The 13,108-nt window shown below is 68.5% G+C and carries 15 protein-coding genes; 11 read left to right on the top strand and 4 right to left on the bottom strand.

Features of this window, described 5'->3' with window-relative positions:
• Positions 1-2,440, bottom strand: a 2,440-nt coding sequence (locus tag Q664_RS45370) for a methyltransferase domain-containing protein (protein WP_152622723.1), incomplete at its 3' end; no start/stop codon positions are given.
• 101 nt (positions 2,441-2,541) lie between these two features.
• On the opposite strand from Q664_RS45370, the gene Q664_RS45365 reads away from it, so the two are divergent.
• The 3 genes from Q664_RS45365 to Q664_RS45355 all read left to right on the top strand — a co-directional run bounded on the left by Q664_RS45365 (position 2,542) and on the right by Q664_RS45355 (position 4,556).
• Positions 2,542-3,390, top strand: a complete 849-nt coding sequence (locus Q664_RS45365; RefSeq protein WP_235217132.1) for an IF-2 protein — start codon at positions 2,542-2,544, stop codon at positions 3,388-3,390.
• A gap of 82 nt (positions 3,391-3,472) precedes the next feature.
• Positions 3,473-3,928, top strand: a complete 456-nt coding sequence (locus Q664_RS45360) for a dirigent protein (protein WP_043411683.1) — start codon at positions 3,473-3,475, stop codon at positions 3,926-3,928.
• Positions 3,929-3,980: 52 nt separating this feature from the next.
• Positions 3,981-4,556, top strand: a complete 576-nt coding sequence (locus tag Q664_RS45355) for an MmcQ/YjbR family DNA-binding protein (RefSeq protein ID WP_043411681.1) — start codon at positions 3,981-3,983, stop codon at positions 4,554-4,556.
• Between the two features lie 1,496 nt (positions 4,557-6,052).
• Here Q664_RS45355 and hpt read toward each other — a convergent pair.
• The 3 genes from hpt to Q664_RS45340 are packed head-to-tail and all read right to left on the bottom strand — an operon-like array spanning position 6,053 to position 8,046.
• Positions 6,053-6,586 carry a hypoxanthine phosphoribosyltransferase gene (hpt, locus tag Q664_RS45350; protein WP_043411677.1) on the bottom strand — a complete coding sequence of 178 codons (534 nt, stop codon included), beginning with the start codon at positions 6,584-6,586 and terminating at the stop codon, positions 6,053-6,055.
• Positions 6,587-6,596: 10 nt separating this feature from the next.
• Positions 6,597-7,412, bottom strand: coding sequence for a uracil phosphoribosyltransferase (locus tag Q664_RS45345; protein ID WP_043411673.1), 816 nt, complete (start codon positions 7,410-7,412; stop codon positions 6,597-6,599).
• A 31-nt stretch (positions 7,413-7,443) separates the two neighbouring features.
• Positions 7,444-8,046 carry a thymidine kinase gene (locus Q664_RS45340; protein ID WP_043411671.1) on the bottom strand — a complete coding sequence of 201 codons (603 nt, stop codon included), beginning with the start codon at positions 8,044-8,046 and terminating at the stop codon, positions 7,444-7,446.
• A 133-nt stretch (positions 8,047-8,179) separates the two neighbouring features.
• Here Q664_RS45340 and Q664_RS45335 point away from each other — a divergent pair, with 133 nt between their 5' ends.
• The 8 genes from Q664_RS45335 (at position 8,180) to rplI (ending at position 13,069) form a co-directional block, all read left to right on the top strand.
• A complete protein-coding gene (locus Q664_RS45335) occupies positions 8,180-8,581 on the top strand; it encodes a DUF5658 family protein (protein WP_043411668.1) in 402 nt (133 codons plus the stop codon).
• Positions 8,582-8,671: 90 nt separating this feature from the next.
• Positions 8,672-8,977 carry a septation regulator SpoVG gene (spoVG, locus tag Q664_RS45330; RefSeq protein ID WP_043411666.1) on the top strand — a complete coding sequence of 102 codons (306 nt, stop codon included), beginning with the start codon at positions 8,672-8,674 and terminating at the stop codon, positions 8,975-8,977.
• A 67-nt stretch (positions 8,978-9,044) separates the two neighbouring features.
• Positions 9,045-9,998 (top strand): ribose-phosphate pyrophosphokinase, encoded by a 954-nt coding sequence (locus Q664_RS45325; RefSeq protein WP_043411662.1) that lies wholly within the window; start codon positions 9,045-9,047, stop codon positions 9,996-9,998.
• A 193-nt stretch (positions 9,999-10,191) separates the two neighbouring features.
• Positions 10,192-10,881 (top strand): 50S ribosomal protein L25/general stress protein Ctc, encoded by a 690-nt coding sequence (locus tag Q664_RS45320; protein ID WP_425117476.1) that lies wholly within the window; start codon positions 10,192-10,194, stop codon positions 10,879-10,881.
• A gap of 72 nt (positions 10,882-10,953) precedes the next feature.
• Positions 10,954-11,532 carry an aminoacyl-tRNA hydrolase gene (gene pth / locus Q664_RS45315; protein WP_043411658.1) on the top strand — a complete coding sequence of 193 codons (579 nt, stop codon included), beginning with the start codon at positions 10,954-10,956 and terminating at the stop codon, positions 11,530-11,532.
• A gap of 199 nt (positions 11,533-11,731) precedes the next feature.
• A complete protein-coding gene (rpsF, locus tag Q664_RS45310) occupies positions 11,732-12,193 on the top strand; it encodes a 30S ribosomal protein S6 (RefSeq protein WP_043411656.1) in 462 nt (153 codons plus the stop codon).
• 51 nt (positions 12,194-12,244) lie between these two features.
• The gene (gene rpsR, locus Q664_RS45305) at positions 12,245-12,589 is read left to right on the top strand and encodes a 30S ribosomal protein S18 (RefSeq protein WP_043411652.1); all 345 of its coding nucleotides are present in this window, start codon (positions 12,245-12,247) and stop codon (positions 12,587-12,589) included.
• 33 nt (positions 12,590-12,622) lie between these two features.
• Positions 12,623-13,069, top strand: a complete 447-nt coding sequence (gene rplI / locus Q664_RS45300; RefSeq protein WP_043411649.1) for a 50S ribosomal protein L9 — start codon at positions 12,623-12,625, stop codon at positions 13,067-13,069.
• Positions 13,070-13,108 lie beyond the last annotated feature (39 nt).

Raw genomic sequence — 13,108 nt, 5'->3', positions numbered from 1 at the left:
GCACGGACTCGAGCCCGGCCCGGGCCTGGGCCAGCTCCGACTCCAGTCCGGTGCTCCGCTGCCGCTCGGCCTCGAGCCCGGCCTGGACCTCGGCCAGGGACGCCTCCACCTGGGCCCGCTGCTGGCGCTCCTCCTCCAGCCCAGCCTGGAGCCGGGTGCGCTCCTCCGACTCCTGGGCGCGCTGCTGCCGCTCGGACTTCAGCTCGGCGCGGACACTCGAGAGCGCCTCGCGGGCCTCCTCGAGCCGCTGGTGCTCCGCCTCCAGCCGGGCCTGGGTCTGGGCCACGGCCTCCTCCAGCCGCTCCCTCCCCTCGCGCTCCTGCTCCAGCCCGGCCAGCGCCTGCTCGCGCTCCGCGTCGGCCCGGGCCCGCGCCTGCTGCTCCGCCGTGATGGAGCCCTGCGTCGCCTTCAGCGCCGAGTCGAGCCGGGTGATCGACTCCACGTCCGAGGCCCGCACCCGCTCCAACTCCGAGAGCGTCTCCTCGACCTCCACCACGCGCCGCCGGAGGGCCCCGCGCTCATCGGCCCACTGCTGCCGCTGGGCCTCCAGCCCGGCGAGGGCGCGCGAGGCCTCCTCCCGCGCGGCGGCCTCCACGCGTACCTGGTTCTCGAGCCCCTCGGCACGCGACGCCTGTTCTTCACGAGCGGCCTTCTCGCGGGCGGCCTCGGCCTCGGCCCGCTCCGTCTTCGCCCGCTCCTGCGCCACCCGCGACTCCGCGCGCTGGCGCTCCTCCTCGATGGTCTCCTCCAGCTCCGCGGCGGAGCGGACCCGCTCCTCCTCGAGCGACTCCAGGCTGCCCCGGGCCTCGTGCAGCTCCTGCTCGAGCCGGGCCGCCGCCGAGCGGACGTTCTCCTCGGAGCGAGTCCGGGCCTCCACCTCGGCCGTGAGCCGCTCCAGCTCGGCACGCGCCGCCGTGAGCTCCGTCTCGAGTCCGCGCCACTCGGCCTCGCGGGCCGTCAGGCGCACCTCCGCGTCGCGCCGGGCCGCCTCCGCCCCCGACACACGCCGGGCGCCGTCCTCCACCTCGCGCGTCAGACGCGCCAGGTCCGCGTCGCGCGAACGCAGCACGGACTCGGACGTCTGGCGGGCCTGCTCGGCCCTGGCCACGTCCGACTTGAGCAGCTCCACCGCGGCGAGTGACGTCGAGTACTGCTCGGCCAGACGCAGCTCGCGCTCACGGGCCGCCTCCACCTGGCGCCGCAGCTCCTCGGACTGCTCTCGCGCGCGCTCCGAAGAGAGCCGGTCCTTCTCGCGCTCGACGCGCAGCCCGGCCAGCTCGTCCTGCAACTCGCGCAGCTGGGTATAGGCCTGGGTGAGGCGCTCGCGGGACTCCTCCAGGGAGGTGTTCAGCTCCTCGCGGCGGGCGCGCTCCAGCCGCAACGTCTCCTGGGAGCCCAGGGTCTGGACCTCGGCCTCCTTGCGGGCGCGCTCCGCGGCTTCCATCTCCAGCCGCTGCTGGCCGAGCCGCCGGTCCGCGTCGGCCACACGCTCCAGGGCCACCTGCAACTCCAGCTCGGTGCGGCGCAGGCGGGAGGACAGCTCATCGCGCTCGCGGGTGGCCTCCGGGGTGCCGCGCGCCTGCTCCAACTGCGCGGTGAGCCGGGCCACCTGGTCGCGGGCGAGCTCCAGGGCCGGCTTGAGCTGCGTCACCTCGCTCTCGCGGTCGGTCAGCTCCGCGCGCAGCCGGGTGAGGGACTCCTTGAGGCGGCCGGTGCGCTCCTCCCAGCCCTTGGAGCGCTGGGCCACCTCGTCCAGCTTGCCGCGGGTGAAGGCGAGCGGCTCGGGAGGCAGCTGCACCCAGGTGGGGTCCACGATGCGGGCGGGCTCGGCGCCGGCCATCACCACGTAGTAGGCGGCCTCGCTGCCGCGGATGAGGGAGCCATCCACCTGGAGGCCATCGCCCTTCTCGAAGGCGAGCTGATAGCCCAGCACGGGCGCCTGCGTGGCGACTTCCACGTTCGGGAAGTGCGGCGAGAGCGCGTCGAGCAACTGCCCATACGTGGGCGGCACGCCCTCCTCCACGTCCATGAGCTGCCAGAGGGCGAGCCCCGCCGTGTTGCGCAGGCCGCCGATGAGGTAGCCCTGCCGGCTCACGAGCCGCGCCAGCTCGGCCAGGAGCGTGGGGGCGCGCACGTAGGGGGCGAGGTCGGCCACGAGCACCAGATCGAAGCTGCCGGGCTCGAGGTCGTCGTAGACGTTGGCGCGGTAGCGCAACGAGGCGCCGCCATGGGCCTTCTGGGCCGCCGCCACGGCCGCGAGGTCCGCGTCACAAGCCACGACGGTGCGGGCGCCGCGCTCCAGGAGGAAGCGCGCGCTCTCGCCGCCGGTGGTGGCGACCGCGTCCACCTCCAACACGCGACGGCGTGCGAAGAGGCTCTCCGCGAAGATGTACCGGGGCAACAGCTCGCTGGTCCCCAGGCGGCGGAATGTGGGATGCATGAGTAGGGCCAACCGAGTATAGCCCTTGGGACGGTTGTCCCAAGGAAAGCACTGGGGCCGGGAAATCGGCTCGCCGCCTGGACGTCTGGGGAGCAAGCACCATGAATCCCATGATGAACCCACAGCAGAACCGGCCGGGCTTCGGCCGCCGGGCCACGAGCGCCTTCACGCGGCTGCTCGTCACCCTCATCATCCTGGGCCTGGGAGGGGCGGTGGCCTTCCTGCTCTCGCAGCTCAACGCCCGCACCTTCACCCTGGCCCAGGAAAACGGGCAGTTGGTGGTGATGAAGGGGCGGCTGCTGCCCACGGGGGCGGCGCCCTACCGTCCCGGGGACGCGCGGCTGGCGGACGCCTACGCCCCCCTGTCCACCGAGGGCCGGGACGTCTCGGCGCTCCTGGAGCAGCGCTTCACCGAGCGGGACGAGCTGGACCGGGCCCTCTTCCCGGTGTTGGAGGGGCTGGCCCGGCCGCGGGTGCAGTCGGACGATCCGGCGGTGCTGGAGAAGGGGCTCTACTTCCTGCGTCGGGCGGAGCTGCTGTCCGGGCTGACGGAGGAGCAGCGCCGCACGCTGGAGACGATGAAGGCGGACGTGGCCTTCTTCCAGGCGAGGCAGAAGCTGGAGCAGGCGCGGCGGGACGTGACGGAGGCGCTGACGCAGCTGAAGATCGCGTCGGAGAGCCGCAACCGGAACACGCAGCGGGCCAACCAGATGCTCAGCGTGGTGGGCCCGGCGGCGCAGGCGCTGGAGAAGGCGCTGAGGACGGTGGACGCCAGCCTGGCCGAGGCCGGCGCTTCCCCGCAGCCGTCCGGAATGGGCCTCCCTCCTCCGGCCCCCGAGGGCCAGCAGGCGGCCCCACCCCAGGGCACCGAGGCCACGCCGCCGCCCACGACGGCGCCTCCGGCGGGAGTGCGGACCAGCGACACCGAGACGCAGCAGCGTCCCCAGTAAGACCGAGGAATTTGCCCTGTCACCCTCCGGGCGCTAGGTGCGCGGGTTGGCTCCAAAGCGAGCCACCCCAAGGAGGGACCAGATGCGCAAGATGCTGCTCATGGCTGTCTTGACCGCGGCACCGATGTTGAGCTGTGTCAACAACGCACCCGCGGAGGAAGCCTGGACGCTGAACACCATCGCGGATGCCCGCAGCGGCATCGCCACGCCGGTGGATCTGGGTCCTCCGGGTGACTCGCCGGGCGACATGTTCGTGTTCGACCAGCCGCTGTTGAACGAGGCGAAGGAGACGATCGGGAGCAACAGTGGCTACTGCATCCGGACGCTGCCGGGGCAGTTCAGCGAGTGCCAGTGGACGCTGACGATGGCCGAGGGGACCATCACGGTGGCGGGCCGGGAAGCCGAGACGGGCACGTCGCTGATTCCGATCATCGGAGGCACGGGCACCTTCGAGGGAGCGAGCGGCGTGCTGAGCACCACGCCGAATGGCGACAGGACGTTCACCCAGGTGCTCACGCTGTTGAAGCCGAAGAAGTAAGGGAGGCGTGTCCGCGTGGGGTAATCTGGCGCCCCACGAGGAGACGCACGCCATGACGATGACGCCGGTTCCCCCCGAGATGAAGCGGCTCGAGCCCTTCGAGCTGGCCCTGCGCGAGGCGGGCATGGGCTACCCCGAGGTGACCGAGGACTTCCCCTGGGGGCACCGGACGCTCAAGGTCAAGGGGAAGGCCTTCGTCTTCCTGTCGCTGACGGGCGAGGGCCTGTCGATGTCCATGAAGCTGCCGCAGTCGAACGGGGCGGCGCTGATGCTGCCGTTCGTGCAGCCGACGGGGTACGGCCTGGGCAAGAGCGGCTGGGTGTCGGCCAGCTTCGGTGCGCGTGACACGCCGCCTCTCGACATGCTGCGCAAGTGGCTGGACGAGAGCTACCGCGCGGTGGCGCCCAAGAAGCTCGTGGCGCAACTGAGCGGTGCGGCGGAAGCGCCCAGGACGAAGGCCGCGCCCACCAAGGCCCGGAGTGCGCCAGCCCGGAAGTCCGCGCCATCCACCACGAAGAAGGCGCCCGCGAAGAAGTCCGCGGTGAAGAAGGCACCCGCGAAGAAGTCCGCTACCCGGAAGACGGCGGCGAAGAAGGCCCCAGCTGGAACGCGGGCCCGGCGCGCTTGAGCACGGCCCCGGCTGCGAACAGGGAGGCCTTATGCCAACAAGACCGTTACTGGTGTTGTTGCTGCTCACCGTGATGATGGGCTGCACGGCCTTTGGCCCGGACGGAACCATTCCCATGGCACTCCACCGGGACATGGTGAACCTCCATCCGCAATGCCACATGAGCACGCAAGAATGGATGGAGAAATGCGGTAATGACTATTGGACCAGACTGTCCTCGAAGCAAAAGGACTGTCCAAGCGTATGTAGACCCGCCAGGGAGTAGCAGGAGTGGCACGTGAAATGGCGCACGGTGCTGCCTACATTGCTGTTGCTTCTCATCCCTCTGCCCCTGATGTGGCTGCTCCTCGTCGCCATGTCCGGGCCTGGGGCCGGTGCGCGGATGACACTGCCCCACGGCAGGACACTCATCCCCAGGCTTTCGCATGAGGAGCGCCTGCGCCTGAGCACCTACGAGCATGACTGCCGTACGGACACGGACTGCGCGCCTCAACTCCGCTGCGTCTCCGATGCACGGACAGCGCGGCACTATTGTACGGACAGCTTGTGCACGGAAGACGCGCATTGCCCACAGGGCTTCACGTGCAGACCCTGGTCCGCTGAAAACGGCAAGGATGTCATTGGTATCTGCTCCCTTCTCGGTGTGCGCCAGGAGGGAGAACTCTGTGAAAGCCTACCTGAAAGCCCGAAGGAGGGCTGTGCGAAGGGCCTCTTCTGCCAAGGATTCTGCGGCCGCCCATGCCGGGCGGACGAGCCCTCCAGTTGCCCGGAAGGGTACTCCTGTCATGCAGGCGAAGAAGGACCTTACTGCATGCCCACGTGTAAAGGCCGGCCCTGTCCGGCGGGCCAGCGCTGTGTCGAGCTGATGGGAGGGCAGGGCTCCATCTGCATGACGATTCACGGACAGGACTGTCAACAAACCCCATGCCCGCAGGACCTGGCCTGCACGCTCAACGCCAATCCTCGAACCCCAGGCCATATCTGGATGGAATGTTTGAAGAACTGTGGTGAGGGCGAACCGCCTTGTCCGGAGGAAACAGCCTGCTTCCTCTTTCAATGCCGCAGGGCATGCAACCCCGAAAACTCCTCTGCCTGCGGTCCGGGTTTCCGCTGTGGCCGCAACCATCCGAGCCAACCCTGGGTGTGCGTTCCCGACCCCGCCTCCGCGAGAAAAGATTCGTGAAGGCTGGAGGATGTTTCCCACTGGCTCTGTTCATTGGTGCTCGTGCCAGCCCACGTGCGCGAGTTCCGCTCGCGCCATTCACAGCCAGGCCCCCTGCTGGCCCTGGCACGGGAGATTCCCGCGCCGGAGCCGACGGCGCCGGGAGAGTACGGCGAATCGGGTGCGGAGGGCACGGAGCGGGAGTGGCTGGCATCGCCCCTCGGAGGGCTGGACCTGCACGCCAGCATGGGTCAGACCATGGGGAGGAGCGGACTACCTCGCCAGGAGCACCGGGACCCTGAGCAGGCCCCGAACGCTGCGGAGGACTTCGGAACTACTTCCCCTTCATCACGCCGATGAAGGGCAGGTTGCGGTAGCGCTCGGTGTAGTCGAGCCCGTAGCCCACCACGAAGACGTCGTCGATGACGAAGCCCTTGTAGTCGATGGGAATCTGGGTGCGGGCGCGCGCGGGCTTCTCCAGCAGCGAGCACACCTTCAGGGACGCCGGGTGGCGGGCCTTGAGGTTCTCCAGCAGGAAGCTCATGGTGAGCCCGGTGTCGATGATGTCCTCGATGACGAGCAGGTGCTTGCCCGCCATGGGCTTGCTCACGTCGGTGGTGATGCGCACCTCGCCCGTCGTCTCGGTGCCGCCCTGGTACGAGGACACCCCGAGGAACTCGATCGTCAGCGGCAGGTCCACGGAGCGCGCCAGGTCCATGGCGAAGAACGCCGAGCCCTTGAGCACGCAAACGAGCGTCAGCTCCTTGCCCTGGTAGTCGCGGGTGATCTGCTCACCCAGCTCGCGCACGCGCGCCTGGAGCTTCTTCTCATCGATGTGGACGCCGACATCCTGCTCGTAGAAAGCCACGGTCGTACCTCTACACGTACGCGTTGTTCATGATCTCCCCGAAGCCGCCGCCACCGGGGACGATGTATTGCCGGTCATCCAGCCCCCGCTCCTTCTCCCACAGCTCGCCGGGCACCGTGCCGAACACCTCCGGCGGTGACAGCCCGCGGTCCAGGCGCAGCGCGTACACCACCACATCCGGATGCTCGCGGGAAATCCTCCGCAGGAACTCGGGGGTGACGATCAGGTTGAGGCTCAGGATTCGCCGGGGCGTGCCGGGGACCTTCTCCTTGTACATGGACACCGCGGTGCTCAGGCTGCCGCCGGTGGCGCCCATCGGGTCCGGGAAGAGGACGATGGCGTCGTCGATGTCCCCGCCAATCTTGGCCCCGCCGATGTTCGAGCCCACCACCGCCTCCTTGGCGTCGATCATCCGGCTCATGATGATGTGATCCTGGCGCACCAGCACCGGATCCACCGTGGTGTTGAGCAGATCGTACGTCACCTGCGAGGGCAGCGTGCCGGCGCGGGCGATGTTCACCGTCACCGCGCGCACCGCCGGATCGATCACCTCGCCCTGGTACATGCCCTGGGGCGTGTGATCGATCATCCGGGTGGGCATGGCCACCATCTTGCGGGGGAACTCCGCGTTGATGACCGTCTTCACCAGGTCCGTGTAGAGCAGCGCCACCAGCCGGTTGATGTCCGGCTGCACCGTGCCCTTGCTGCACAGCTTCGCCAGTTGCGAGAGCAGGAAGGGGTTGCCCACCAGGTGCACGTTGGGGCCATACCGGTGGGGCATCTCGCTCAACTGGAAGGGAACGTTGGCGTAGAGGGTGTCGCGCATGGCCGGACCTCTGGAGCTGCAGTCAGGGCTTCTAGTGTTCGAACAGATCGAGCGTCTGGGGAGGCGTGGCCTCGGTGGGCTCGGCCCGGTGGCACTTGCGGCAGCGGGCCTCGTAGGCCCCGGCGGCGCCCACCACCACGCGCTCTCCACTATCCACGAGACGCTGCGAGCGGTTGGCCGGATTCCCACACACCACACAGATGGCCAGTTGCTTCGTCACGTACTCGGCGATGGCCAGCAGCTGCGGCATCGGCTCGAAGGGGCGGCCCTGGTAGTCCTGGTCCAGCCCCGCGACGACCACGCGGATGCCGCGGTTGGCCAGGGCCTCACACACCGCCACCACCTCGGTGCCGAAGAACTGCACTTCGTCGATGCCCACCACCTGCGTCTTGGGGGACAGGTGATGGAAAATTTCTTCAGCCCGTTCGATCGGAATGGACGTCAATTTGAGCTGGGAATGGCTGACCACCTGGGTCTCGTCATAGCGGTTGTCCAGTCGAGGCTTGAACACCTGGACGACCTGCTTGCCGTAGACGGCCCGCTTGATGCGGCGGATCAACTCCTCCGTCTTGCCGGAGAACATCGAGCCGCAGATGACCTCTATCCACCCGATGTCATTGGGAAATTGTTGCACGCGGAGGGCTCGTCGGGAGGCTGTGCGGGAGCGCGGGTCTCCTCTGTCACGCCCCTTCTGGCACGTCAACTTTCAAAAGCCGCCCGCGCTTCCCGCACCGGGCCTCCCGGACCCCCGCGCGTTGGCAAGCATCTTGAAGAACCCCGCCCCGGATTCCAACGGGGAGGTCCGGGTGGCGGCGACGACGCAGGCATCACGGTGGGCAGGTATCGAGGGAGCTTCGTTCCACATCACGCCAGCGGCGGTACTTCTGTTGGTGCTCAACCTGCTGGACGGGCTCTTCACCCTCACCTTTTTACAGCTGGAGGTGGCCGAGGAGCTGAACCCGCTGATGCGGGTGGCCTACGAGCACTCGCCCCTGGCCTTCATGGCCATCAAGGTCACCATCGTGAGCCTCGGGCTGACGCTCCTGTGCCTGCACCGCTCCATGCGGCTGAGCCAGCGGGCCATCCAGGCGGGGGCCGCCCTCTACGTCCTCATCGACGTGTACCATCTCGCGTTCCTGGCCCACATGTGTCACCGAGGCATCGGTTGACGCACAAGAAGCCCCGCAAGACTTGCTTTTCCGGCCCGGTCCGATTCAGGCTCCCCCTCAGCTCGTACCTCGAGGGTCTGTGGGGGGACCATGAACATCACCGACGTCAAGGTGTACCCGGTCGACGAAGATAAGCTGAAGGCCTACGTGACCATCACGCTGGATCACTGTTTCGTGATCCGGGACTTGAAGGTGATTCACGGAGCGTCCGGCTTGTTCATCGCCATGCCGGCCAAGCGCCGCAAGGACGGGACGTACAAGGACATCGCCCATCCGCTCAACGCGGACACGCGCAACCAGATGGAGCGGACGATCCTCCAGGAGTACGAGCGGCAGCAGCACATGCCGGGCGGGGCGCCGAGCCCCTTCCTGGCCGCCGCGGGCGACCACGACTGAGCACCGGCCCGAGGAAGCAGGTGGAAGGGGCTTCCCTTCCGCCACGGGGCGCGTTAGTAGCGCGCCCATGCAGCAGCCCCGCGACTTCAAGGTGTTCACCGGGAGTTCCAACCCCGGTCTGGCCCATCGCATCTGCGACTATCTCAAGCGTCCCCTGGGAAAGGCCTCCGTGGGCCGCTTCTCGGACGGGGAGATCCACGTGGAGATCGGCGAGAACGTCCGCGGCCTGGACGTCTTCATCGTCCAGTCCACGTGCCCGCCGACGAACGACAACCTGATGGAGCTGCTCATCATCTGCGACGCCCTCAAGCGGGCGAGCGCGGGCTCCATCAACGCCGTCATCCCCTACTACGGGTATGCCCGGCAGGACCGCAAGGTGGCGCCGCGCACGCCCATCACCGCCAAGCTGGTGGCGGATCTGCTGGAGGTGGCCGGGGCCACGCGCGTGGTGTCCATGGACATGCACGCCGGGCAGATCCAGGGCTTCTTCAACATCCCCTCGGATCACCTCTACGCCTCGCCGGTCTTCCTGGATGACCTGCGCAAGAAGTTCCCGGACACCCAGGACATGGTCATCGTGTCGCCGGACGCGGGCGGCGTGGAGCGGGCGCGCGCCTACTCCAAGCGGCTCAACTGCGGCCTGGCCATCATCGACAAGCGCCGGCCGCGGCCCAACTCCTCCGAGGTGATGAACCTCATTGGAGACGTCAACGGCAAGGACGCGGTGCTGGTGGACGACATGGTGGACACCGCGGGCACGCTCACCCAGGCGGCCGCCGCCCTCAAGGAGCGGGGCGCTCGCCGGGTGGTGGCCTACGCCGTCCACCCCATCCTCTCCGGGCCCGCCATCCAGCGCATCCAGGACTCGGTGCTGGAGGAGCTCGTCATGACGGACACCGTCCCGCTCTCGCCCGCCGCCCAGGCCTGCGGCAAGCTGAAGATCATCACCACCGAGCGACTCTTCGGTGAGGCCATCGCGCGCATCCACCGCGCCGACTCGCTCAGCTCCCTCTTCGTCTAGGCGAAGAAGGGCCCTCCTGTCCGCCGGGCGGCTTGACTCTGGCCGCCCGCGCTGGCATGTCGCACCCACACCACGCTGGCCCTTCGCAGTCTGGAAGGCGCCGTCTCGGGGCCCGCCACGGGGGCGGGATGCCAGAGGCGCCAGGGCTCGGCGCGGTCACATCGCAGTCCCCATACCGAGGAAATCCATGTCCATCGACAAGAGCACGCTCGAGGTGAAGACGCGTGAGGGCGCCGGCAAGGGCGCCGCCCGCCGTCTGCGCAGCCAGGGCCTGGTGCCCGCCGTCGTCTACGGCAAGCACCTGGAGAAGCCCCTGAGCGTGGCCGTCGACCCCAAGGCCGTGCGCGCCGCCATCAACACCCCGCACAAGCTCAACACCCTCATCACCCTCAAGGGTCTGGGTGCCGACCAGCAGGTCCTCTTCAAGGACTACCAGCGGGATCCGGTCTCCCGTGACATCCTCCACGTGGACTTCATCGCCGTGCGCGAGGAGGACCAGGTGAAGGTGAACGTGCCGCTCGTCCTCACCGGCAAGGCCGAGGGCGTGGCCGATGGCGGTCTGCTCACGCAGATCCGCCGTGAGATCGAGGTCTACGCCAAGCCGCGCGCCATCCCCGTGCAGATCGAGGTGGACGTGACGCCGCTGAAGATCGCCATGGCCATGCACATCAACGATGTGAAGCTGCCCGAGGGCGTGGTGGTGAAGTCGAACGTCAACTACACCATCGCCGTCGTGAGCGCGCCCGAGGGTGCGGTCGAGGCGGCTCCCGCGGCGGCGGCTGCTGCGGCTCCCGCGGCGGCGGCCAAGCCCGCGGCGGGTGCGGCGGCGGCCAAGCCCGCGGCCGGTGCGGCGGCCAAGCCCGCGGCCGGCGCGAAGAAGTAGTCTCTTCGTCCTGCCGTACACGCGGGGTCAGCTCGTTCGGGCTGGCCCCGTCTGTTTTTCGGAGTCACCGCCATGAAGATCATCTGTGGACTGGGCAATCCCGGGCGCGAGTACGAGCGCCACCGTCACAACATCGGCTTCATGGTGGTGGAGGCGCTGCTGTCGCGCGCGCGCGCCACTCTCAACCACGAGAAGTTCCAGGCCCGGGTGGGCCAGGGCACCCTGGGCGGCGAGAAGGTCCTCTTCCTGGAGCCGCAGACGTACATGAACCTGTCCGGCCGCTCGGTGGCCGAGGCGGCGCGCTTCTACAAGGTGGCGGTGGAGGACATCCTCGTCATCCACGACGAGCTGGATCTGCCCTTCGGGCGGCTGCAGCTCAAGGCGGGCGGGGGCAGCGGGGGCCACAACGGGCTGAAGAGCACCGTCTCCAGCCTGGGGGCGGACGGCTTCATCCGGCTGCGCTTCGGCATCGGCAAGCCCCAGGGCCCCAACGCCAAGGAGCGGGTGGCCGACTACGTCCTGTCCAATTTCGATGACGGGGAGCGCCGGCAGCTGGATGACCTGATCGCCCAGGCGGCGGACGCGTCCGACACCTGGGTCCGTGACGGGCTGGCCACGGCGATGAACCGGTACAACAAGCGGGCGCCTTGACTCGGGGTCCTTCCCCCCATAGAAGGCCCCTTCCCCGCTGGCCGGAAGCTTCGACCGGGTGGGGATGTTCTTTTCCAATACGCGAGGGAGACGGGCGCGTGGTTTTCCCGTTCCCGGCGGACGGTCCCCCTTGGACCGGCTGACCGTTTCCCCGCTCCTCGGATTTCCGGGGGGCACTCAACCCCAAGGGGAGAGAAACATGGCTGAGACGCAGGCCGCCAAGCGGCTTCGTGAGTACGAGACCATCTTCCTGGTCAAGCCGGACCTCACCGACGACACCGTGGACAAGCTCAAGGAGCGCGTTCGCGGAATCGTTGGCCGTGAGGGCGGCAAGGTCCTCCGCTTCACGGTGTGGGGCAAGAAGAAGACGGCGTTCCCCATCGCCAAGCAGCCCCGCGCCATCTACGTGCACGCCAGCTACCTGGGCGGCACGAACCTGGTGGCCGAGCTCGAGCGCAACCTCCGCAACTACGACGAGGTCACGCGCTTCCTGTCCACCAAGCTGGCGGACGAGGTGGATCCCGAGAGCCGTCCGGTGCTCGAGGATCTGAAGCTGGCCGGAGACGTCGAGGAGACCCGCCCGGGTGCAGCTCCCGGTGGCGAGCGCGCCTCGGCCGACGAGGGTGGCGAGACCGAGGAGGAGGGCACCGAGGAGGCCTAGTGCCCCCGAGGTCGTCTTCCACGGAACCCTTCCAGAGAAGAGGAAATACTCATGATTGGTAACGACAGGAACGCTTCCCGCGGTGGTGGTGACCGGGACCGCGGCGGTGACAGGGACCGGGGTGACCGCGGTGACCGCGGCGGCGCCGGTGGCGATGACGAGAAGCGCGGCGGCCGTGGTTTTGGCCGCAAGAAGGTCTGCCGCTTCTGCGCCGAGAAGAACTCCAAGGTGGACTTCAAGGATCAGCCCACGCTGAAGTACTTCGTCACCGAGCGCGGCAAGATCATCCCCCGCCGCATCTCCGGCAACTGCGCCAAGCACCAGCGCGAGATCGCCACGGCCATCAAGCGCGCCCGCGGTCTGGCGCTGCTTCCCTACAACGCGATGGTCGGCTGATAGCCGGCTCCCACGCACCAACGGAGACATCACATGAAGGTCATTCTTCGTGAGGACGTCGCGAACCTGGGCAAGTCCGGTGAGCTCGTGACGGTGAAGGACGGCTTCGGCCGCAACTACCTGCTGCCGCGCAAGATGGCGGTGCTGGCCACCGAGCAGAACGTGCGCCAGCTCGAGCACGAGCGCGCGGTCATCTCGGCGCGCAACGCCAAGCTGAAGGGCGCCGCCGAGGAGCAGGCCAAGAAGATCGGCGCGGTCAAGGCCGTCATCCGCCGCAAGGTGGGCGAGCAGGACAAGCTGTACGGCTCGGTCACCGCGCTGGACATCGCCGAGGCGCTCGCCGCCCAGGGCCAGACGGTGGACCGCCGCCTCATCCACCTGCCCGAGCCCATCAAGGCCACGGGTCAGTACGAGGTGGAGCTGCGGCTGCACCGTGACGTGGTGGCGAAGATCAAGGTCGAGGTCGCCGCGGAGGCCTGAGCCCCCACTCCCTCTCCCTCCGGGAGAGGGTCGGGGTGA

Source organism: Archangium violaceum Cb vi76 (assembly GCF_000733295.1).
GTDB lineage: Bacteria > Myxococcota > Myxococcia > Myxococcales > Myxococcaceae > Archangium > Archangium violaceum.
The sequence above is the reverse complement of the archived record's forward strand: the minus strand, read 5'-3'. Positions and strand labels throughout refer to the sequence as shown.